We start from the raw sequence: 21,386 nt of genomic DNA on the forward strand, positions 1-21,386 counted from the left end.
CCGCCGAGGCTGCCGTCAGCCGGTCACCTGCACCACCGCCGTCGCCCCCGCCGGTACCACCGGTGTCGCGTACGTGTACGTCACACCGTCGACCGTCTTGGTGCGGGCCCGCTGCGGGACGCCGTCGACGGTGATCGTCTTGTGGACACCGGGGAAGCGGGCCTCCCAACTGTAGGAGCCGTGCCGGGCGTTGTTCGTCAGGGTGGTCCTCGTCGCGCCGTCGTGCCGCACGGTGATGGTGTCCTTGCCGACCGGGATGTCCGCGACCCGGAGCCACTTCATGCCGGAGGGCAGCCGTGACTCGGTGGTCACCTGGTGGGCCGCCGCGTTCGGGGTGATGCCCATCAGGCCCTGGACCGTCTGGCTGACCAGGGTGAAGGAGAACTCGGGGTAGTCGCCGTCGGGGCCCTGGCTGGAGTTGACGTGCTGCAGCTCCCGTTCGCCGTAGATCTTCTTCATCCACCACCACGCGGTATCGGCGCGGTTGTTCCTGAAGAACATGTCGGGCAGATACGTCGTCGACTCGATGTTGGGCGAGCCGTTCGGCCCCAGCTCCTGGGCCTGGATGTAGTCGAGGTAGGCGTCGTTGCGCGGGCCGGGGTCGATGATCTGCTTCATCGGCATGAACACGCTGTTCTCCTTGCCCCAGCCGGTGACCGGGGTGCCGGAGGTGGTGTACGCGCGGACCATGTCGGCGCCGCTGCCGGTGCCGCTCCAGGTGTCGTTGAAGTACGCCTTCAGATCGGCGGCCTTGCGGTCGTACTTCTTCGCCAGCGCGGTGTCGCCCTTGCCGCGCGCCAGCACGCCCATCGCCAGATACGCCTGGTACTCCGAGGCGATGGTGTCCCCGGCCTCGGCGAGGTTGTCGCCGTCCTGCTCGTTGTAGCTGGCGGCACCGGCGAAGATGCCGTTGCCGGTGCCCTCGGCGACCTTCACCTTGCCGTTGGGGACGGCGCTGTTGTGCAGGTCGATGAACTGCTCGGTGGCGTGCCGGTAGTAGTCCCACAGCACCGGGTCGTCGACGTAGCTGCGGTCGCCGGTCCAGAGGTACGCCTGAGCGGCCTTCTCGACGAGTTCGAAGACGGCCGGCACCTCGCGCACGTAGTCGTCCGGGCTGTGGTGGTCGATGCTCAGATACGTCTTGGCGTCGAAGTTGAGGGACCACACCGGGAAGTACTTGTCCTCGGCGGTGGCCGACGCCGCGTACGAGCGGAGCATCGTCTCGTTCTCGGTGTCGAGGCCGATGAGATGGGCGCCGGCCAATTGGTGGGTCATGTCCCGGGAGTAGTACGCGCTGCGGTTGGCGTATCCGGCCCAGTAGGTGGGCCCGTACGTCGCGGTGCCGGTGCCGGTGGTGTGGTACTCGTCGGCGTTGACCGGGCCGACCGTGCCGGGCAGCTGCACCCAGCTGTTGGCCTTCCGCTTCGCCCAGTCGAACATCTCGACCACCTCGGGGTCGGACGAGCTGATCCGCGGGTCGGCGGGTGCGGCCGGGGAGATCATCAGGTCGTCGGCGTTGACCCAGGCGCTGCCCGAGCCGAAGACGATCTCCAGCCGGTCGCCGGCCTTCAGATCGACGCGGCTGATGGTGTACCGGGCGTAGGAGGGGCGCTGCGGCAGGTCGATGGTGCCGACGGTCTCGCCGTTGCGCCGGATCGTGTACGTACCGCCGGTGCCGGCGCTGCCTATCCACGCCGAGAAGTCGTAACTGCCGTCCCGGGGCGCGGTGATGGTCTGGCTGGCCCACTTGCCCGCGCCGGCGTCGAGGTAGAGGAAGCGGGAACCGCTGTGGACGTTCCCTTCGCCGACCCCGGCGCCGGCGCTGAAGGTCCAGCCCGCCCCGCCGTTCTCGAACCCCGGGTCGGGCAGGGCGAGTTGGGGCCGGGAGTCGGCGGCGGCACGCGGTACCGCGGTCGCGGAGATGGCGGGGACGAGCGGCGTGAGCAGGGCAACGGCGGTGAGCAGCATGAGCCTTGAGGGCTTCATCGGATCTCCCGGTCTTCAGCTACGGCGGGCGGGGCGGCCGAGTCGTGGCGGAAAGCTAACAGGGGCGGAAGAAGCCGTTCAATGGTCATGCATAGAAATCTTGCAACGGGACTGAAAGTCTTCATCGAAATCTTGCAAGTGAGCCGTTGTCGGGCAAAGTAATGTGTGGAGGTCCGCACGACGGGGGACGGAGGGAACCGCATGAAGGTCGGCATCACCGAGGTCGCGGACCGGGCGCAGGTGAGCGAGGCCACGGTCAGCCGGGTCATCAACCGGCGCCAGGGCGTGTCCCGCAAGACCCGTGAGGCCGTCGAGCAGGCGATGGCCGACCTCGGCTACGAGCGGCAGACGCAGGGACAGCTCGTCGCGGTCGTCACCGAGCTGGTCTCCAACCCGTTCTTCGCCGACGTCTGCGAACGCATCGAGGCCACCCTCGCCCCGCACGGCCTGAAGACCGTCCTGTGCCCGTGCTTCCCCGGCGGGGTGCAGGAGCTGGACTACGTGACCTCGCTGGCCGACCGGGGCATCGCCGCGGTCGTCTTCCTCTCCGCCAGCAACACCATCGAGGGCGCGGACCCGGAGGCGTACGAACTGCTGCGCTCCCGCCGGATCCCGTTCGTCGGGGTCAACGGCCAGTTCGAGGGCGGCTGCGAGGCCCCGGTCTTCTCCACCGACGACCTGCTGGCCGCCGAGCTCGCCGTCGACCACCTGTACCGGCTCGGGCACCGCAGGATCGGCATGGCGTCGGGTCCGGTCGGCAACCGCCCGGCGGACCGCCGGGTCAGCGGCTTCGTCGCCTCGCTCGCCCGGCGCGGGATCGCGGACCCGGAGCAGTGGGTGGTCCGGCAGTCGTACACGGTGGAGGGCGGCCAGTCGGCCGCGGTCTCCCTGCTCGGCCGCGGTGCCACGGCCGTCGTCGCCGCCAGCGACTACATGGCCCTCGGCGCGATCCGCGGCGCGCGCCGGCAGGGTTACGACGTCCCGGGCGACGTCTCGGTGGTCGGCTACGACGGCTCCATGATCATGGACTTCGTCGACCCGCCGCTCACCACGGTCCGCCAGCCCGCCGACCGGCTGGCCCCCGAGGTGGCCCGCAGCGTCCTGGCCCTGCTGGGCAACCGCGAGGTCCCGGTCGGCGAGCTCCTCTTCGACCCGGAACTGGTGATCCGCGCGAGCACCGCCCCGCCGAAGGCGGAGTGAGCCCCACCGGGAGCCCCCCTGAGTCCCCCTCGGGGAGGCTCAGCCCTTGACCGCCGAGCTGGCCACCCCCTGCACGAACCACCGCTGGAAGAACGCGAAGACGACCAGGACGGGCAGGACGAGGAGCACACCGAAGGCGAGGACCTGGCCCCAGTCGACCGGCTGCTGGCCCTGGAACACGCTCATCTCCAGGGGCAGCGGGCGCACCGACGGGTCGGAGACCATCAGGACCGGCCAGAGGAACGCGCCCCACTGGGTGAGGAAGGTCAGGATCGCCACCGACGCGAACACCGGCTTCGACATCGGGACGACGATCGCGAAGAAGGTCCGCCAGGGACCCGCGCCGTCGATCCGCGCGGCCTCCTCGATGCTCGGCGGGATCGCCTTGAAGAACGTGGCGAACTGGTAGACGGAGAAGGCGTTGGCGATGAAGGGGATCGCCTGCACGTAGATCGTGTTGCGCTGCTCGTTGAGCATGTAGAACAGCGGGACGGCGACCGCCTCGAACGGCACCAGCATCAGCAGCAGGACCAGGCCGAAGACGACGTTCTGGCCGCGCCAGCGCAGCCGGGTCAGCCCGTAGGCGGCCATGGAGTTGACGATCAGCCCGCCGAGGACCGTGACGGTGGCCACCAGCAGCGAGACGCCCATGAACCGCCAGAAGTAGCCGGTCGCGTCGGAGTCGAAGTTGTTGAGGACGGCCGTGTAGTTGTGCAGGGTCAGGTGCGTGGGGAGGAAGCCGGTCAGGCCGCTCAGCACCTCGTCGGAGGGCTTGAAGCTGCCGATCAGCAGATAGAGCACCGGCAGGACGAAGACGAACGCCAGCACGCTCAGGACGGTGTAGTCGAGGAAACGGCGCAGGGGGGTGCGGGTCATGATCAGTCCTCGTTGCCGGTGCGGACGACACGGCGCTGGATGAGCGTCAGGGCGACGACGATCAGGAAGAAGACGACGGTGATCGCGGACGCCTGGCCGATGTTGTTCTGGTCGAAGGCGGTGGTGACGGCCTCGTACATCACCGTGCGGGTGGCGTCCTCGTTCAGGCCTCCGCCGTGCACGAGGACGTAGATCTGGTCGAAGACCCGGAAGGACAGCACCGAGGTGAGCATCGCGACGAAGACGAGCGTGCCTTGGATGCCGGGCAGGGTGACATGCCGGAACTGCTGCCAGCGGGAGGCCCGGTCGAGCTCGGCGGCCTCGTAGAGCTCGCCGGGGATCTGCTGGAGGCCGGCCAGCAGGATGACCATCTGGAAGCCGACGCCCTGCCATACGGACAGCACGATGATCGACGCCATCGCGGTGAGCCCGTTGCCGAGCCAGTCGAAGGCCCCCCAGTTGCCGAGACTCACCGTGTGCAGCGCCGAGTTGAGCAGGCCGTCGCCGCTGCGGGCGAGGATCAGCCGCCAGATGACGGCGACCAGGGCCATCGGGAAGACCACCGGTAGGAAGAACAGGGACCGGAAGAGGCCGATGGCCTTGAGCTTGCGGTTCAGCAGGATGGCCAGGGCCAGCGCGAGCCCGGTCTGCAGCGGTACGACGACCGCGGCGAACGTCAGGTTGTTCAGCAGCGCCCGCAGGAACGGCCCGGACATGTCGGGGTCGGTGAAGAGCCGGCGGTACTGCTCGATGCCGAAGAACCGCGGCGGCAGCGGGGAGCCGAGCCGCACGTTGTAGAAGGACAGGACGACGGCGTACCCGAACGGCACGCCGACGAAGGCGATCAGTCCGGTGAGCGCGGGCGCGGACATCAGCAGCCCGTGCAGCCGGTCGCGGTTCAGGCGCCGGGGGCGTCCGGGCAGGGCGGCCGCCGGTGCGGGGCTCGGTTTCCGCCGGTCGGGCGTGGCGGGTGCGGGGTTCACGGTGGTCACGGTAGGAGTCCTCTTCCCGGCCGGGCGGGACGGACGCTGTCAGGGCGCGTCCGTCCCGCCCGGCTGCTGGATGGCTACGAGAGCGGGTAGCCGTCGTTGTCCGAGAAGTCCTGGTCGATGGCGCGGGCGGCCTTGGCCAGGGCGGTCTTCGGGTCGGCGCCGCCGTAGACGTCGCTCAGCGCCTGGCTGAACTTGGCGGTGACGGTCGGGTATCCGGCGGTGATCGGGCGGGTCACCGCGACGCAGGACTTGGTGATGTCGCTGTCACCGCAGGGCTTGGCGAGCTGCTCGGCGAAGAGCTGGAGCGGGCCGCCCTTCTTGTACAGCGCGCTCGCGGCCAGCGCGGACCTGGTACCGGCGGGGGCGCCGTTGGCCGTGGTCATCGCGGTGACGTTGGTGTCGTTCAGCAGGGAGTCCAGGAAGGCGCCGGCGGCCTTGCCGTTCTTGGTGTCGGCGCCGATGCCCCACTCCCAGGAGCCCTGGCCGGTCTTGGCGCCGTTGCCGAAGTCGGGCAGCGGCAGCACGACCAGGTCCTTGCCGAGCGCCTTGCTGTACGCCGGGTAGTTCCAGTGACCGCCCCAGCTGAGCGCGGCCCGGCCCTTGGTGAAGGCGTTCCCGTCGGTGTTGGGGTCGGTGTACGTCTTCCAGGACTGGAAGGTCTTCAGCGCCGAGGCCACGGCGGAGGTGTCCAGGGCGCCCGCCGCCTTGCCGTCCTTCAGCAGGGAACCGCCGGCCGACCAGACGACCGGGGCGAAGGCGTAGGTGCCCCACTCGCTCGCGAAGCCGTTGTTCTCCTGGAGGTCCAGGCTCTTGCCGTCGGAGTCCTTGGCGGCGAGCTTCTTCACGGCCGCGGTGAACTCGGCCGCCGTCCAGTCGTCGGAGAGACCGGTGGGGTACTTGACGCCCGCCGCGTCCAGCAGCTTCTTGTTGGCGTAGACGCCGAGCCCGGAGTCGTACATGCCGAGCCCGTACTGCTTGCCGTCGATCCGGCCCTCCGCCTTGATGGCGTCGGTGGCGTTGGACAGGGTCTTGCCCGAGACGTAGGAGTCGATCGCGGCGAGCTTCTTGTTGTAGACGAAGTTCGCCATCGTCGGGCCGTCGAACTCCATCACGTCCGGCAGCTTGGAGGCGTCGGTCGCGGTGATGGTCTTGGTGTAGTCGGCGTCGGGGATCAGCGTCAGCTTGACCTTGACCTTCTGCTGCGAGGAGTTGAAGGTCTTCACCGCGCTCTGCAGCGCGGCGGCCTCGCTGGCCTGGCCCTGGTGGGCCCAGACGGTGATGGTGCCCGTACCGCTGCCCTGCTCGGCGGACGTGCCGGTACCGCTGCCGCCACCGCAGGCGGCCACCGCGGTCAGGGGAAGGACGAGGGTCAGGGCGGTCAGTGCCGTACGGCGGGACCTTCTGCTGCCGGTGTTCATGAGCGGTGTGCCTCCGGAGTGCGGTGCGGGCGGGAGTGGGTGGTGCGGAGGTGCATGGGGGGTGTGTGGGGCAGACGGGGTACGGCGGTTCGGCAGGGGGCGTACGACGACACGGCCGACGGGTCGGTCGTCGACTCGGTCGTCGACCCGGTCATGCGGTCTGCCCCTGCCGCGCTTCGGTCTCGGCGCTCGGCTCCTTGACCACGAGGGGGAGCAGCTCCCAGGCGTCGACCGAGTAGCCCAGCCGCGCGTCCGGCGCGGTGCGGGCCTGGAGCCGCCAGGGGGTGTCCCCGGTGGGGTAGAAGCGCAGGGTGAGCACCTGGCCGGTGGTGGTCAGGAAGAGCTCGGCGGTGGAGTGGTCGACGACCAGACGCAGCTCGACCGGCTGACCGGTGGGGCAGGGCATCCGGTAGGAGCCGCCGTGGGCGCGGGCGTCCAGCGAGGCGTGCTCGCGGTCGACGACGAGTTCGCCGGCGGCGGCGTCGAGACGGATGTCGAGGTACTCGTCCCCGTGCCCGCCCCCGTCTCCGTCCGCGTCCCTGCCCGCGTCCGCGCCGGTCAGCAGTCGCAGGGTCGCCGTGCCGGTCGTCTCCAGCCGGGCCGTCAGGTCGAAGGCACGGCCCACACCGCCCAGCTCCACGGGCTCCGGTCCGTCGGCGGTGCCCTCGGCGCGGACGGTCTGCTCGCCGCGCAGGGCCAGCAGTTCGGCGGCGGGCCGCTGGCGCAGCGTGCCGTCGTCGCCGACCGAGATCTCCCGGGGAAGGGTCAGCACCCCGGCCCAGCCGTCGGCGACCGCCCAGGCCTCCTCACGGGCTTCCCGGGACCAGCCCCACAGCAGCCACCGGCCACCGGGGGCGGGCAGCAGCGCGGGTGCGTAGCAGTCCGGGCCGTGGTCCACGAGGACCGGCGGGCCCGCCTGGAAGGTGTTGCCGTGTTCCTCGCCGACCAGGGCGGTGACACAGCGGGGGCTGTCGTCGTCGTTCCAGGCGCTGAAGAGGAGGGCGCCGGGCCGCCCGGCCTGCGCGGGCAGGTACTGGGGACACTCCCAGCCCTCGCCGGTGTGCAGTCCGCTGTCGCCGACCGGCTGCTGCTCACGGGCGTCGAAGGGGCCCAGGTAGGTCCACTCGTCCAGGTCGGACGACTCGTACAGCAGGGCCGCGCCGCGGCCGTCCGCGAGGGCGGCGCCGACCAGCATCCGCCAGCCCTCGCCGTCCCGCCAGACGTACGGGTCGCGGTACATCGTGCAGCCCTCGGGCAGCTCCGGGATCACCAGGTCCCCGCGCGGGGTGAGGGTCCGGCCGCCGTCGAGCGAGGTGGCCGAGGTGACCGGCTGGTGCTGGGGCGAACGGTCCTCGCGGTGCGCGGAGTAGAAGGCGACCAGCCGGTCCCCGTCGGAGACGGCGTTGCCGGAGAAGCAGCCGTCGGCGTCCACGCCGCCCGGGGCCGGGGACAGGGCGATCGGCAGCGGCTCCCAGCTCAGCAGGTCGGGGCTGCGGAAGTGGCCCCAGTGCATGTTCGCGTGGGTCGCGCCGTACGGGTTGTACTGGTAGAAGACGTGGTACTGGCCGTCGTGGAAGACCAGCCCGTTGGGGTCGTTGATCCAGTTCCGGGGCGGGCGCAGATGCGCGACGGGCCGGTACGGATCGCAGGGCGCGGTGGACACACACGTGCCTTTCGGTATGTGCGGGGAGCAGGCGGGGACGGACGTCGTCGGACGGGTCCGAGGACGCCGGGGCACCGGGGGCACCCAAGGACTCCGGGGCACCGGGGACGATCCCCTCGTGGAACGTGACGGAGGTGCCTTCCGCGGGCACCCGTCGCGGGCCACCACGGCTGGGCGGTGTGTGCGGGATGCGCGGAGGCGGAAGGCGTGCGGGAGTGCCGGCGCGGTGCGGCCGGGGGCCGGCGAGGAGCGCGCGGCTCGGTGCCCGCGCGCCCGGCGGCCGGGGCGGGGGAGGAGCGCGGCGAACTCGCGCGGACCGGCCCGGTGATGGCCACGGGCGGACCGGCGGCCGTACCGGATTCAGCCGGCTGCGCCGGTGCTACGGCACGCTGAACGTCTCGGCGGACATATGTGTACCCTCACTTTGTTCGAAGAACCGACAGGGGTGACGACCGGTCGCAACGGTCGCCTGTCATTGGTGTGAACTGCTTCGCCGTCCCGGGGTCAGAGTCGGGGCGGCGGAGCGACCGATGCCCGCGCCACCAGCGGGCAAAGCAGCTTCTCCTGGGTGTCCGGGCCCGGTGGCCGGCCCGGTGTCTTGGTGAGCGCGAGCAACTGGGCCACGGCCCGTGCCCCCATCTCGTAGTGCGGCAGCCGGACCGTGCTCAGCTGCGGGTGGACGGACTCGCAGACCAGTTCCTGGTTGTCGAACCCGATGACGGACAGGTCGCCGGGGACGGAGAGTCCCAGCTCGGCGGCGGCACGGTAGGCACCCGCGGCCATCCGGTCGTTGAAGCAGAACAGCGCCGTCGGGCGGTGCTCCGCGGTCAGCAGCCGGCGGGCGGCCCGGTAGCCGGCATCCACGTCACCGCCGACCGTGTTGAAGGGGACCGCGGTCTCGTCGGCGACCAGTGACGGGTCGTACGCCACCCCGGCCTCGGCGAGCGCCCTGCGGTAGCCCTCCAGGCGGCCCTGGCGGGCGGGGAGGTCGACGGGCTGCACGGTCACGCCGATCCTGCGGTGCCCGTGGTCGAGCAGTTCGCGCACCGCCGCGTACCCGCCCTGGACCTCGTCGGGCACCACGGAGGGGACGGCGGGGTCGGCGGAGCGGGCGTCGAGCAGCACGGTGGGCGTCGAGCGCAGGCTCTCCGGCAGTTCCACGACGCGGTGGTACATCGCCGCGTACAGGACGCCGTCCACCTGCCGCTGGAGCAGCATCTCGATGCTCGTGCGCTCCAGTTCGGCGTCGCCGCTCGTGTTGACCAGCAGCAGCACCAGGCCCTCGGCCGCGGCGGCCTCCTGGGCGCCGAGGATCATCCGGCCGGCGTGCGGGGTGGTGGCGATCTCGTCGCTGATGAGGGCGATGGTCTGGGAGCGCTGGGTGCGCAGTCCCCGCGCGAGTCCGTTCGGCGCGTAGCCGAGCTCCTCGGCGACCTGGAGCACCCGCTGCCGGGTCTCCGCGCTGGCCCGCTTGCCCTCGACGCCGTTCAGGATGTGCGACACGGTCGCGGTCGACACACCTGCCGCCGCGGCCACGTCCTTGATCCCGATCCGGCGCGCCATTGCCCCTGCCCAAAGTAGTAGATACCGGGTTGGTAAATCGTTTAGCCAACCGCGTTCCCATGAGGGTGCCCATGGCCGGGGCTCATGTCAATGGCTCGTTACGAACTCTTGGCCGGCGTGTGTCTTCGACAGGAACGGCGACATCGGTGTCGAGGCGTGCCGGACGTCGGCGCGAACCGGCTCGGCAACCGCCACCGGCTGCGGGACGACCCGGCGGAGCTGTGGCCGCTGCTGCCCGTCACCCTCTTCGGCCCGTTCGGCGTCGCTGTCGCTGTCGCTGTCGCTGTCGCTGGTGTCCGATGTACCGGCGTGCCCCGCCGGGGCTTCCGGTGACGGGCGAGCCGGACCAGAATGGCGTCCCCGCGGACGCTCACGACCGAGGCCGGCTGAGGGTCCGGCCGTCAGGAGGGGCTCCATGCGAACGTTCCGGCCGGGCGAGACCGCCGTCCGGCGTGATGTGTTCCGGCGCAAGGTGTGGAGCGCCCACGCGTTCCGGGTCGTCGAGGACTCCGCCGAGGCGCTCGTCCTCGGCTGCCGGCCCGGCGCCGAGCTCCTGGTGCCGACCTCCTGGATCGAGTGGCTGCTGACCGGCGAGCGGACCGCGCGGGTCCAGGCGCTGCCGAACCTGGCCCAGGGGAGCTGGCGGCTCGGCCGCTGGTCGTGGCGGGACACGGCCCATCTGCAATGGGTGCCGCCGGGCACCTGGTTCAGCGTGAACGCGTTCTACGACGCCTCCGACGGCCACCGGTTGGCCCACTGGTACGTCAACTTCCAACGGCCCATGCGGCGCACGGCCATCGGCTTCGACACCTTCGACCTCCTCCTGGACCTGGTGATCGCCCCCGACCTGTCGCGATGGGACTGGAAGGACGAGGACGAGTACGAGCACGGCCGTCGGCTGGGCGTGGTGGGCGAGGCCGATCACCGGGCGGTGCAGCGGGCCCGCGAGGAAGCGGTGGCGATGATCGCACAAGGGGCGGGACCGTTCGCCGACGATGCCGGCCATCGCGACTGGCGCCCCGAGCCCGGCCGGCCGGCCCCCGCGCTGCCCGCCGACGCCCTGACCGCCGGTCTCCTCTGAAATACCGGACCCGTCCCGCGGGTCGGATCTTGCAGCAGTGAAGTGCCGGACAGCGCGCGGCCGTTGCCCGATCGTCCAAATTTCCGAGACCGGCCGACATCGCGAACACGCCGAAATACGGGGCGACTTACCGGTGAACTACACCTGACCTGCGGAATCCTCATCCGGTCACAGCATCTCCCATCGATGCGCACAGAATTCCCCAACAGCCTTAATGTCCTTACGTCTTGACCTACTCGGTAGTTACCCGTTTGCTTCGTTCACATCATCCGCCGGCGCATGATGCTCGCCCCACCCGGAAGGCGCTGATGTGAGCGCTCCTGCTTTCTGTGGCACCCCCTTGCCTCGTTTCGCGATGGTCCTGGCCGCCTCCGCCTCCGCCCTGTCGCTCACCGCGTGCGGTGTCGTCGACGGCATCGGCGGCAGCAGCGGCTCCGCGTCCCCGGGCAAGGGCGACGACATCACGGTGGGACTGCTCCTGCCCGACAAGGACACGGCCCGGTTCGAGGCCTTCGACTACCCCATCTTCAAGAAGGAGGTCGCCTCCCTCACGCACGGCAAGGCCAAGGTCGACTACGCCAACGCCGAGGCGAGCCAGGACAAGCAGAGTCGGCAGTTCCAGGCGATGGTGTCCAAGAAGGTCGACATCATCGTGGTGGACGCGCTGGACGCCAAGGCCATCGCGCCGGACGTGCAGAAGGCGAAGGACGCCGGTATCCCCGTCATCGCCTACGACCGGCTCGCCCAGGGCCCCATCGACGCCTATGTCTCGCACGACAACGAACTCGTCGGCGAGGTGCAGGCCCGCGCCATCGTCGAGGCGCTCGGCAGCAAGGCCGCCACCAGCAAGATCGTCATGATGAACGGCGATCCGGCGGACCCGAACACGGGGAAGTTCAAGGACGGCGCCCTCGGCGAGCTCAAGGGCAAGGTCCAGATCGCCAAGGAGTACGACACCGACAAGTGGTCGCCCGTGGTCGCCGAGGCCAACATGAAGAAGGCGATCCAGGCCGTCGGCCTCGGCAACATCGCCGCCGTCTACTCCGCCAACGACGGCATGGCCGGCGCCGTCATCGACGCGATGAAGCAGGCGGGGGCCACCACGATCCCCCCGGTCACCGGGCAGGACGCGAACCTGGACGCGGTGCAGCGGGTCGTCGCGGGCGAGCAGTACATGACGGTGTACAAGTCGTTCCTGGAAGAGGCCACCGACGCCGCGGAGATGGCGGTGTACAAGGTGCAGGGCAAGGACATCCAGTACGACGCGCTGACCCAGGACAAGGTCGACAGCCCGACCGAGAAGGACATCCCCGCGACGCTCGTGCCGGTGGTCGCCCTCACCAGGGGCAACATCAAGGACACGGTGATCGCGGACGGCGTCTACACCGTCGGCGACATCTGCACCGCGAAGTACAAGGCGGCCTGCGCGGCCATCGGCCTGAACTGACGTGCTCCCCGGGCTTCAGCCCGAGGATTCCGGCCCGCTCGCCCCCGGCCGGATGCCGAGCGCCCGCCGGAACACGTCCGCGTGTGCCGTGCACCAGTCGGCGAAGGTGCGCGGCTTGCGGGACAGGAGTCGTTCCACGGTGTCCGTGCGCAGGCCGACCGTGTCGGCGCGCATCCGCGTGAACCCCTCGACGAGGGCCTCGGCGAGGGCGGGCGGCGCTCCGCCGGGGAAGCGGAACCGCACCGCCTCCGCGGGGGTGGCCACCGGACGCACCTCGATACCGGCCCCGACCGCCGCTGCGAGGACGCCGACCTGCTCGGCGAGGGTGAACGTCTCCGCGCCGGTCAGGGTGTACTCCGCGCCCCGGTGGCCGTCCTCGGTCAGGGTGAGCGTGGCCACCGCGGCGATGTCCGCGGGGTCGATCGGCGCGTAGCGGCCCGGGCCGGCCGGGTCGAGGACGTAACCCGCCTCGCGGAGGGTGGGCAGCCAGTCGAGGGCGTTGGTCATGAAGCCGCCGGGCCGCAGGAGGGTCGCGGGGATGCCGCAGGCGCGGACGAGGGTCTCGCGTTCGTGGTGCCAGCGGCCCATGGCCGGCATGGGGTCGCCGAGGACGTTGAAGGACGACAGGTGCACGATGTGGCGCACTCCCGCGGCCCGGGCGGCGGCGAGGGCATGCCTGGTGTGGTCGATGCCGATGCCCGAGGGGAGCAGGAACAGCCGGTCGGCCCCGTCGAAGGCGGGCGGGAGGGTCGCCGGTTCGCCCAGGTCGCCGACGATGCGTTCGGCCCGGCCCGGCAGGCCGGCGGCGCGGTCGGGATCACGCACGAGGATGCGGAACTCGGCGCCCTGCGCGTCTAGTTGGCGTACGAGTTCGCGGCCGATGTTCCCGGTGGCTCCGGTGAGCAGTAACATGACACCCCTGTCATTTGCCGGTTAACGACTTTGCGGGACGGGACGTTAGCCGGGAAATGATTAGCCGTCAATCGATCGGTGGACGGCGCCGGTTGCGCGGCGTACGACGACCGTGCCCGGCCGCCGCGCGCCGTCTTTCCGAAAGGCCGCGATGTCCGAGTTCCTGGACCTGCACAGCAAGACGTCCAAGGCCCTGCGGGCCCTGGCCGACCGCGGCATGCGGGAGCACGGCCTCCACCTCGGCCAGAACCACCTGCTCGCGACGCTCTGGGAGAAGGACGGCCGTACCCCCGGCGAGATCGCGGCGGCGGTCCACGTCACCACGCCCACGGTGACCAAGATGGCCACCCGCATGGCGGCCGCCGGACTGCTCACCCGGCGCCCCGACGACCGTGACAGCCGTCTCGTCAGGCTGTGGCTCACCGACGCCGGACGGGCGCTGCAGGGACCGGTCGAGGAGGAGCGCCGGCGGATGGAGGAGGCGGTGACCGCGGACCTCACCGACACCGAACGGCGGCACCTCCTCGGCGCGCTGGCGAAGATCCACCGCACCGCGAGCGGCCTCCTGGACGACCCCGCGGGGTCATGACCCTCCGGTGAGCCGGATCGCGCCGGCCGGACAGACACTCGCCGCCTCGCGCACGGCCGGGTGCCACTGCTCGGCGGGTTCGGCGGCCAGCAGGACGACGATGCCGTCCTCGTCCCGCTGGTCGAACACCTCCGGCGCGATCAGTACGCACTGTCCCGCGCCGCAGCACTTCGCCTCGTCGACGGTCACCTCCACGGCGCTCACCACCGCACCGGCAGCTCGACCAGCGGCGTGGTGAGCTGCCCTTCGAGGCGGCGCAGGCCGGCGGGGTCCACGGCGAGTTCGAGGGTGGGCAGGCGGCGCAGCAGCACACCGAGCACCGTCTGCATCTCGGTGCGGGCGAGCGGTTGGCCCAGGCAGGAGTGCGGTCCGACGCCGAAGGTCAGGTGCGCGTTGGGGGAGCGGCCCAGGTCCAGGTCCTCGGCGTGCTCGAAGGCGTCGGCGTCCCGGTTGGCCGCGGCCATGCTGCACACCACCGTGGTGCCCCCGGGCAGCACGGCACCGCTCGGCACCTCGGTGTCCTCGTGGACGTAACGGAGCATCCCGAAGCCGCCGTGCGGCTCATGGCGGAGCACCTCCTCCACCGCGGAGCGGATCAGCGAGGGGTCGTTCAGCAGCCGTTCCCACTGCGTCCGGTCGGCCAGCAGGGTGGCGGTCAACGAGCTGATGAAGCCGGCCGTGGTCTCGTGCCCCGCGAGCAGCAGCGCCTGGCCGGTGGCGGCCAGGGCGAGGTCGGACATCGGCCGGCCCTCGGCGTCGGTGGCCGCGAGCAGCTCGCTGATCAGGTCGTCCCGCGGATCCCGCCGCTTCTCCTCGATCAGGCCGGACATGTACTCGGCGAACCGGGTCTGCGCCGACCTCACCTCGTCCGCCGGGTACGTGGAGATGCTCAGGAACGCGTCCGACCACCGCTTGAAGTCGTCCCGGTCGCGCTCGGGGACGCCGAGCATGTCGCAGATGACGAACACGGGCAGCGGGAAGGCCAGCCACGGCACCAGGTCGGCGGGCTGTCCGTGCGCCACCATGTCGTCGACGAGCCGGTCGGCCGTCGCCTCGATCTTCGGGATCAGCGCCCGCATGCGCTTGGCGGTGAACCACCGGCCGACCATCCGCCGCCAGCGCTCGTGCCCCTCGGCGTTGAGCGCGCGGGCCATCGGGCTGTCGAAGACGCTGCCCGACTCGCTCGCGGTGATCCGGGCCGCGTCGGGCCGGGCCAGGCCCTCCCGGCTCAGCCGGGGGTCGGACAGGGCGAGCCTGACGTCCGCGTAGCGGGTGAGCAGGGTCGCCCGGTCGCCGCTGGGGAGCGTCACCGGGGCGACAGGGCACTTCTGCCGTAACTCCGGCCACTCGGCGGGCGGTGTGAGTGGGCCGGAAGAGGGGAGGGGGTAGTGCAGGGGTTCGTCCTGCCGGTTCGCGGTCATGGGGGGCTCCTCGAGGACCGTTGCCGTGCATTGCTTTAGTCAAGCAAGCCCCTATCCCCGTGAGCACCCGGAGAAACCGGAACGCCCCCGACCCGCAGTGGGTCGGGGGCGTTCCGTGCGTACGGACGGGTTACTTCACCGGCTCGGGCTCCGGTGCGCTCTCCTGCTCCGCCGCGCCCGCCGGGTCGACCGGGGTCCTGACGGAGTCGAGGAGCAGCTGGGCCACGTCGACCACCGTGATGGACTCCTTGGCCTTGCCGTCGTTCTTCTTGCCGTTGACCGAGTCCGTCAGCATGACCAGGCAGAACGGGCAGGCGGTGGAGACGATGTCGGGGTTGACCGACAGGGCCTCGTCGACGCGCTCGTTGTTGATGCGCTTGCCGATCCGCTCTTCCATCCACATCCGCGCACCACCGGCGCCACAGCAGAAGCCGCGCTCCTTGTGGCGGTGCATCTCCTCGTTCCTGAGGCCCGGGACGCTGGCGATGATCTCGCGCGGAGGCGTGTAGATCTTGTTGTGGCGGCCCAGGTAGCAGGGGTCGTGGTAGGTGATGATGCCCTCGACCGGGGTGACCGGGACCAGCTTGCCCTCGTCCACCAGGTGCTGCAGCAGCTGGGTGTGGTGGATGACCTCGTAGTCGCCGCCGAGCTGCGGGTACTCGTTGCCGATGGTGTTGAGGCAGTGCGGGCAGGTGGCGACGATCTTCTTCGCCGACTTGGGCTTCTTCGACTCCGCCGTGACCTTGCCGTCGTCGTCCAGCTCCTCGCCGAACGCCGTGTTCAGGGCCATGACGTTCTCCATGCCGAGCTCCTGGAACAGGGGCTCGTTGCCGAGGCGGCGGGCGGAGTCGCCGGTGCACTTCTCGTCGCCGCCCATGATCGCGAACTTGACGCCCGCGATGTGCAGCAGCTCGGCGAAGGCCTTGGTGGTCTTCTTGGCGCGGTCCTCCAGGGAGCCCGCGCAGCCGACCCAGTACAGGTACTCGACCTCGGTGAGGTCCTCGATGTCCTTGCCGACGACCGGGACCTCGAAGTCGACCTCCTTGAGCCACTCCAGGCGCTGCTTCTTCGCCAGGCCCCAGGGGTTGCCCTTCTTCTCCAGGTTCTTGAGCATCGTGCCCGCCTCGGACGGGAACGCGGACTCGATCATCACCTGGTAGCGGCGCATGTCGACGATGTGGTCGACGTGCTCGATGTCCACCGGGCACTGCTCGACACAGGCGCCGCAGGTGGTGCAGGACCACAGCACGTCCGGGTCGATGACGCCGTTCTCCTCGGCGGTGCCGATCAGCGGGCGCTCGGCCTCCGCGAGGGCGGCGGCGGGCACCGAGGCGAGCTGCTCCTCGGAGCCCTTCTCCTCGCCCTCCGCGGTCTTGCCGCCGCCGGCCAGCAGGTACGGCGCCTTGGCGTGCGCGTTGTCCCGCAGCGACATGATCAGCAGCTTGGGGGAGAGCGGCTTGCCGGTGTTCCAGGCCGGGCACTGCGACTGGCAGCGGCCGCACTCGGTGCAGGTGGAGAAGTCCAGCAGGCCCTTCCAGGAGAACTGCTCGACCTGGGAGACGCCGAAGACGTCGTCCTCGCCCGGGTCCTCGAAGTTGATCGGCTTGCCGCCGGAGGTCATCGGGAGCAGCGCGCCCAGCGAGGTCTCACCCGTCGCGTTCCGCTTGAACCAGATGTTCGGGAAGGCCAGGAAGCGGTGCCAGGCGACACCCATGTCGGTCTTCAGGGCGACCACGATCATCCAGATGAAGGAGGTCGCGATCTTCAGGGCGGCGAAGAAGTAGGTGAGGTTCTGGAGCGTGGAGACGTCCATGCCCCGGAACCAGGAGACCACCGGGTACGAGATGAAGAACGACGCCTCGTAGGAGTCCACGTGGTGCTGGGCGCCCTCCAGGGCGTGCAGCGTGAAGATGCAGACGCCGACGATCAGGATGACCGTCTCGACGAAGTACGCCTGGCCGAAGTTGGAGCCGGCGAAGCGGGACTTGCGGCCCGGCCGGTTCGGCTTGCTCAGCTGGCGGATGACGATCAGCGTGAGGATGCCGAGGACCGTCATCGTGCCGATGAACTCGACGAAGACGTTGTACGGCGCCCAGTCGCCGATGACCGGCAGGATCCAGTCGGCCTGGAACAGCTGGCCGATGGCGTTGACGATCGTCAGCAGGAGGGAGAAGAACCCGACCGCGACGAACCAGTGCGCCACGCCGACGATGCCCCAGCGGTTCATCCGGGTGTGGCCGAGGAACTCCCTGGCCACGGTGACGGTCCGCTGGACGGGTTCGTCGGTACGGGTGCCGGCGGGTACGTTCTGACCGAGCCGCATGAAGTTGTAGATCTGCAGCAGGGCGCGGGCGAACAACGCCACGCCGACCACGATCAGAACCAGCGACACGATGATCGCGGCGAGTTGCATGGGGGCTCCTCGGGCCTGCGAGGGGTCTCTTCGGGTCTCTTCGCGAGGGTTCCCGAAATTACTAAGCGGTAACTTATGCAGTCCTCTGAGACTACCCGCATCTTTACTCGCACTGTAGTCAGGGGCGAGGTGATCTGGATCGCTGAGGTCCGCCTGCGCTTCCTCCCAACCCAATCGTGTTATTCATAAAGAATTGTTACATTCAGGTCTAATTTGGACCTGTGCTCTACGGGATCGCCGCCGCCACCACCGCCCTGCTGCTAGCCGCCGTCCTCTCCGCGCTGATCCGGCCGGCGGCCCTGCGGCTGGGGCTGGTCGACCGCAGGCGGGTGCGGCCGGTGCCGGCGCTGGGCGGGCTCGCCGTCGTCGGCGCCACCTGCCTGGTCGCGGGCGTCGGCGACTGGAGCGGGGTCGCCCCGCTCGGCACCGGGGTCGGTGAGCTGTTGGTCGCCGGGGGAGTCGTGGCGCTGCTCGGGGTGGTCGCCGACGTGTGGCGGCTCAAGACGCGGTTCCTGCTGTTCGGTACGGCCGTGGCGGCCGCGTGCGTGGTGCCGTACGAGGAGTTCGGCGTCGGGGGCGGGGTGCTCGCCGTCGGGTGGATCGCCTTCGTCGCCGTCGCCTTCAAGGGGCTCGACCATGCGGACGGCCTCGCCGGGACCGTCGGCGTGGTCACCGCCTTCGGGGTCGGTGCCTGTGCCACCGTCGAGGTCATGGACGGGCTCGCCGTACTGCTGAGCGTGCTGGCGGCCGCGCTCACCGGGTTCCTGATGCACAACTGGCATCCCGCGCGGATCGCCCTCGGCGCCACCGGCTCGCTGTTCGCCGGGTTCGTGCTGGCCGCGGCCGCGCTGTTCACCCGGACCGGGCACGACCCCGTCGCCGGCGCGGGCGTGCTGTTCGCGCTCACCGCCGTCGCGAGCGCCGATGTGGTGGTCGTACTCCTGTCGCGGCTGCTCGCCGGGCGGCCGGTGCTGCGGCGCGGGCCCGACCACCTCGCGCACCGGCTGCGGCGGCTCGGGCTCAGCTCGCCGGGGGCGACGATCGTCCTGGGTGCCGGATCCTTCGCCGGGGTACTCGTCGCGGTGCTCGCGCAGGGCGGCTGGATCGCCTCCGCAACCGTCGCCTGGGTCGTCGGCGTCACCCTGATCGCCGTACTCGTACTCCTTCGGATCCCTGTCTACGGCTCCCGGCCTCCGGAGACTGCGCAGGTCAGCGGCCACTTGCGTGTAAGGAACGGATAAGACTTGAGTCTGCTCCACTCAGGTCTGTTGACCCAGGGGCAGGCTTGATGCACACTTGAGTCCGTTCCACTCAAGTCAGCTGGAGGAAATCACCATGGCACGTGCGGTCGGCATCGACCTGGGCACGACTAACTCCGTCGTAAGCGTTCTTGAAGGCGGCGAGCCCACCGTCATCACCAACGCCGAGGGTGCCCGGACCACGCCGTCCGTCGTCGCCTTCGCGAAGAACGGCGAAGTCCTCGTCGGCGAGGTCGCCAAGCGTCAGGCGGTCACCAACGTCGACCGGACCATCCGGTCCGTGAAGCGTCACATGGGCACCGACTGGAAGATCCAGCTGGACGGGAAGGACTTCAACCCCCAGCAGATCTCCGCGTTCATCCTGCAGAAGCTCAAGCGCGACGCCGAGGCCTACCTGGGCGAGAAGGTGACCGACGCGGTCATCACCGTCCCGGCCTACTTCAACGACTCCGAGCGCCAGGCGACGAAGGAGGCCGGCGAGATCGCGGGCCTGAACGTCCTGCGCATCGTCAACGAGCCGACCGCCGCCGCGCTGGCGTACGGCCTCGACAAGGACGACCAGACGATCCTCGTCTTCGACCTCGGTGGCGGCACCTTCGACGTGTCCCTCCTGGAGATCGGTGACGGCGTCGTCGAGGTGAAGGCCACCAACGGCGACAACCACCTCGGTGGTGACGACTGGGACCAGCGCGTCGTCGACTACCTGGTCAAGCAGTTCGCGGCCGGCCACGGCGTGGACCTCGGCAAGGACAAGATGGCCCTCCAGCGCCTCCGCGAGGCCGCCGAGAAGGCCAAGATCGAGCTGTCCTCCTCCACGGAGACCTCGATCAACCTGCCCTACATCACCGCCTCCGCCGAGGGCCCCCTGCACCTCGACGAGAAGCTCACCCGCGCCCAGTTCCAGCAGCTGACCGCGGACTTGCTGGAGCGCTGCAAGACCCCGTTCCACAACGTCATCAAGGACGCCGGCATCCAGCTCGGCGAGATCGACCACGTCGTTCTCGTCGGTGGCTCCACCCGTATGCCCGCCGTCGCCGAGCTCGTCAAGGAGCTGACCGGCGGCAAGGACGCCAACAAGGGCGTCAACCCGGACGAGGTCGTCGCCATCGGCGCCGCGCTCCAGGCCGGTGTCCTCAAGGGCGAGGTCAAGGACGTCCTGCTCCTCGACGTCACCCCGCTGTCCCTCGGTATCGAGACCAAGGGCGGCATCATGACCAAGCTCATCGAGCGGAACACGACGATCCCGACCAAGCGGTCCGAGATCTTCACCACCGCCGAGGACAACCAGCCCTCCGTCCAGATCCAGGTCTACCAGGGCGAGCGCGAGATCGCGGCGTACAACAAGAAGCTCGGCATGTTCGAGCTGACCGGTCTGCCGCCGGCCCCGCGCGGTGTCCCGCAGATCGAGGTCGCCTTCGACATCGACGCCAACGGCATCATGCACGTGACCGCGAAGGACCTGGGCACGGGCAAGGAGCAGAAGATGACCGTCACCGGCGGCTCCTCGCTGCCGAAGGACGAGGTCGACCGGATGCGCCAGGAGGCCGAGCAGTACGCGGAGGAGGACCACCGCCGTCGCGAGGCCGCCGAGACCCGCAACCAGGGCGAGCAGCTCGTCTACCAGACCGAGAAGTTCCTCAAGGACAACGAGGACAAGGTCCCCGGCGAGATCAAGACCGAGGTCGAGGCCTCCCTGGAGGAGCTCAAGGAGACCCTCAAGGGCGAGGACACCGCCGAGATCCGCACCGCCACCGAGAAGGTCGCGGCCGTCTCCCAGAAGCTGGGCCAGGCCATGTACGCCGACGCCCAGGCCTCCGGTGCCGCCGCCGGCGGTGCCCCCGCCGGTGACGCCGCCGACGACGTGGTGGACGCCGAGATCGTCGACGACGAGCGCAAGGACGGTGCCGCGTGACGGAGGAGACCCCGGGCTTCGAGGAGAAGCCCGACGTCCCCTCCGGCGCCACCCCCGACGACGCCGCGCCGAAGGCCGCTCCCTCTCAGGGGGCGGCCCCGGCCGGGGACTCAAGCGCACAGGTCGCCGGTCTGACGGCCCAGCTGGACCAGGTACGCACCGCGCTCGGCGAGCGCACCACGGACCTCCAGCGCCTTCAGGCCGAGTACCAGAACTACCGCCGACGGGTGGAGCGCGACCGGATCACGGTCCGGGAGATCGCCATCGCGAACCTCCTGACCGAACTCCTGCCCGTGCTCGACGACATCGGCCGCGCCCGGGAACACGGCGAACTGGTCGGCGGTTTCAAGTCGGTGGCCGAGTCGCTGGAGACGGTCGCGGCGAAGATGGGCCTGCAGCAGTTCGGCAAGGAGGGCGAGCCCTTCGACCCGACGATCCACGAGGCGCTGATGCACAGCTACGCGCCGGACGTCACCGAGACGACGTGCGTGGCGATTCTGCAGCCCGGGTATCGCATCGGTGAGCGCACCATCCGCCCCGCGCGGGTGGCGGTCGCCGAACCGCAGCCGGGGGCGACCCCGGTGAAGGCCGAGGGCGCCGAAGAGGCCCCCGCGGCCGGGGACGACAAGGACAACGGCCCTGAGGAGGGCTGAA

At 70.2% G+C, this 21,386-nt stretch carries 17 protein-coding genes; 7 read left to right on the plus strand and 10 right to left on the minus strand.

Features of this window, described 5'->3' with window-relative positions:
* Positions 1–15: 15 nt before the first annotated feature.
* Complete coding sequence (locus tag ACIRR9_RS05325; protein ID WP_403747780.1) at positions 16–1,986, minus strand: hypothetical protein; 1,971 nt, start codon at positions 1,984–1,986, stop codon at positions 16–18.
* Positions 1,987–2,187: 201 nt separating this feature from the next.
* Between ACIRR9_RS05325 and ACIRR9_RS05330 the strand changes: the two genes are divergently transcribed.
* Entirely contained in the window at positions 2,188–3,186 is a 999-nt protein-coding gene (locus ACIRR9_RS05330) for a LacI family DNA-binding transcriptional regulator (RefSeq protein ID WP_384559224.1), read from the plus strand.
* Positions 3,187–3,225: 39 nt separating this feature from the next.
* Here the strand turns inward: ACIRR9_RS05330 and ACIRR9_RS05335 are convergent, their stop codons facing one another.
* From ACIRR9_RS05335 to ACIRR9_RS05355, 5 genes are all read right to left on the minus strand, one after another.
* Positions 3,226–4,062, minus strand: a complete 837-nt coding sequence (locus ACIRR9_RS05335; protein ID WP_403747783.1) for a carbohydrate ABC transporter permease — start codon at positions 4,060–4,062, stop codon at positions 3,226–3,228.
* 2 nt (positions 4,063–4,064) lie between these two features.
* Entirely contained in the window at positions 4,065–5,054 is a 990-nt protein-coding gene (locus ACIRR9_RS05340) for a carbohydrate ABC transporter permease (RefSeq protein WP_403747786.1), read from the minus strand.
* Positions 5,055–5,128: 74 nt separating this feature from the next.
* Positions 5,129–6,472: an ABC transporter substrate-binding protein gene (locus tag ACIRR9_RS05345; protein WP_403747787.1), complete on the minus strand. Its 1,344-nt coding sequence runs from the start codon at positions 6,470–6,472 to the stop codon at positions 5,129–5,131.
* Positions 6,473–6,623: 151 nt separating this feature from the next.
* On the minus strand, positions 6,624–8,135 hold the full coding sequence (locus ACIRR9_RS05350) for a glycoside hydrolase family 32 protein (protein ID WP_403747790.1): 1,512 nt from the start codon (positions 8,133–8,135) through the stop codon (positions 6,624–6,626).
* A gap of 504 nt (positions 8,136–8,639) precedes the next feature.
* On the minus strand, positions 8,640–9,698 hold the full coding sequence (locus tag ACIRR9_RS05355; RefSeq protein WP_403747793.1) for a LacI family DNA-binding transcriptional regulator: 1,059 nt from the start codon (positions 9,696–9,698) through the stop codon (positions 8,640–8,642).
* A gap of 415 nt (positions 9,699–10,113) precedes the next feature.
* On the opposite strand from ACIRR9_RS05355, the gene ACIRR9_RS05360 reads away from it, so the two are divergent.
* Both ACIRR9_RS05360 and ACIRR9_RS05365 read left to right on the plus strand, forming a co-directional pair.
* Positions 10,114–10,779 carry a DUF402 domain-containing protein gene (locus ACIRR9_RS05360; RefSeq protein ID WP_403747795.1) on the plus strand — a complete coding sequence of 222 codons (666 nt, stop codon included), beginning with the start codon at positions 10,114–10,116 and terminating at the stop codon, positions 10,777–10,779.
* 355 nt (positions 10,780–11,134) lie between these two features.
* On the plus strand, positions 11,135–12,226 hold the full coding sequence (locus ACIRR9_RS05365; protein ID WP_403748168.1) for a sugar ABC transporter substrate-binding protein: 1,092 nt from the start codon (positions 11,135–11,137) through the stop codon (positions 12,224–12,226).
* 15 nt (positions 12,227–12,241) lie between these two features.
* On the opposite strand, the gene ACIRR9_RS05370 is transcribed toward ACIRR9_RS05365, so the two are convergent.
* Positions 12,242–13,138 (minus strand): NAD(P)H-binding protein, encoded by an 897-nt coding sequence (locus tag ACIRR9_RS05370; protein WP_403747797.1) that lies wholly within the window; start codon positions 13,136–13,138, stop codon positions 12,242–12,244.
* Between the two features lie 151 nt (positions 13,139–13,289).
* Here ACIRR9_RS05370 and ACIRR9_RS05375 point away from each other — a divergent pair, with 151 nt between their 5' ends.
* A complete protein-coding gene (locus tag ACIRR9_RS05375; protein WP_403747798.1) occupies positions 13,290–13,727 on the plus strand; it encodes a MarR family winged helix-turn-helix transcriptional regulator in 438 nt (145 codons plus the stop codon).
* Here ACIRR9_RS05375 and ACIRR9_RS05380 read toward each other — a convergent pair.
* The 3 genes from ACIRR9_RS05380 to ACIRR9_RS05390 form a co-directional block, all read right to left on the minus strand.
* Complete coding sequence (locus ACIRR9_RS05380; protein WP_403748170.1) at positions 13,722–13,922, minus strand: ferredoxin; 201 nt, start codon at positions 13,920–13,922, stop codon at positions 13,722–13,724. The genes ACIRR9_RS05375 and ACIRR9_RS05380 overlap by 6 nt on opposite strands.
* Positions 13,923–13,927: 5 nt before the next feature.
* Positions 13,928–15,148: a cytochrome P450 gene (locus ACIRR9_RS05385; RefSeq protein ID WP_403747801.1), complete on the minus strand. Its 1,221-nt coding sequence runs from the start codon at positions 15,146–15,148 to the stop codon at positions 13,928–13,930.
* Between the two features lie 130 nt (positions 15,149–15,278).
* A complete protein-coding gene (locus tag ACIRR9_RS05390) occupies positions 15,279–17,561 on the minus strand; it encodes a (Fe-S)-binding protein (protein WP_403747804.1) in 2,283 nt (760 codons plus the stop codon).
* A 221-nt stretch (positions 17,562–17,782) separates the two neighbouring features.
* Between ACIRR9_RS05390 and ACIRR9_RS05395 the strand changes: the two genes are divergently transcribed.
* The 3 genes from ACIRR9_RS05395 (at position 17,783) to grpE (ending at position 21,385) form a co-directional block, all read left to right on the plus strand.
* Entirely contained in the window at positions 17,783–18,802 is a 1,020-nt protein-coding gene (locus ACIRR9_RS05395) for an MraY family glycosyltransferase (RefSeq protein WP_403747806.1), read from the plus strand.
* Positions 18,803–18,896: 94 nt separating this feature from the next.
* Positions 18,897–20,732, plus strand: coding sequence for a molecular chaperone DnaK (dnaK, locus tag ACIRR9_RS05400; protein WP_365348335.1), 1,836 nt, complete (start codon positions 18,897–18,899; stop codon positions 20,730–20,732).
* Positions 20,729–21,385 (plus strand): nucleotide exchange factor GrpE, encoded by a 657-nt coding sequence (gene grpE / locus ACIRR9_RS05405; protein WP_403747809.1) that lies wholly within the window; start codon positions 20,729–20,731, stop codon positions 21,383–21,385. Before dnaK ends, grpE begins: the two co-directional genes overlap by 4 nt.
* Position 21,386 lies beyond the last annotated feature (1 nt).

It is taken from the genome of Streptomyces sp. NPDC101234 (assembly GCF_044767525.1).
In the GTDB taxonomy this organism is placed as follows: domain Bacteria; phylum Actinomycetota; class Actinomycetes; order Streptomycetales; family Streptomycetaceae; genus Streptomyces; species Streptomyces sasae.

Excerpts from the sequence above, each read along its gene's own strand:
- ACIRR9_RS05325 (WP_403747780.1), bottom strand. The coding sequence starts at position 1,986 with ATGAAGCCCTCAAGGCTCATGCTGCTCACCGCCGTTGCCCTGCTCACG.
- ACIRR9_RS05330 (WP_384559224.1), top strand. The coding sequence starts at position 2,188 with ATGAAGGTCGGCATCACCGAGGTCGCGGACCGGGCGCAGGTGAGCGAG.
- ACIRR9_RS05335 (WP_403747783.1), bottom strand. The coding sequence starts at position 4,062 with ATGACCCGCACCCCCCTGCGCCGTTTCCTCGACTACACCGTCCTGAGC.
- ACIRR9_RS05345 (WP_403747787.1), bottom strand. The coding sequence starts at position 6,472 with ATGAACACCGGCAGCAGAAGGTCCCGCCGTACGGCACTGACCGCCCTG.
- ACIRR9_RS05355 (WP_403747793.1), bottom strand. The coding sequence starts at position 9,698 with ATGGCGCGCCGGATCGGGATCAAGGACGTGGCCGCGGCGGCAGGTGTG.
- ACIRR9_RS05360 (WP_403747795.1), top strand. The coding sequence starts at position 10,114 with ATGCGAACGTTCCGGCCGGGCGAGACCGCCGTCCGGCGTGATGTGTTC.
- ACIRR9_RS05365 (WP_403748168.1), top strand. The coding sequence starts at position 11,135 with ATGGTCCTGGCCGCCTCCGCCTCCGCCCTGTCGCTCACCGCGTGCGGT.
- ACIRR9_RS05370 (WP_403747797.1), bottom strand. The coding sequence starts at position 13,138 with ATGTTACTGCTCACCGGAGCCACCGGGAACATCGGCCGCGAACTCGTA.
- ACIRR9_RS05375 (WP_403747798.1), top strand. The coding sequence starts at position 13,290 with ATGTCCGAGTTCCTGGACCTGCACAGCAAGACGTCCAAGGCCCTGCGG.
- ACIRR9_RS05385 (WP_403747801.1), bottom strand. The coding sequence starts at position 15,148 with ATGACCGCGAACCGGCAGGACGAACCCCTGCACTACCCCCTCCCCTCT.
- ACIRR9_RS05390 (WP_403747804.1), bottom strand. The coding sequence starts at position 17,561 with ATGCAACTCGCCGCGATCATCGTGTCGCTGGTTCTGATCGTGGTCGGC.
- dnaK (WP_365348335.1), top strand. The coding sequence starts at position 18,897 with ATGGCACGTGCGGTCGGCATCGACCTGGGCACGACTAACTCCGTCGTA.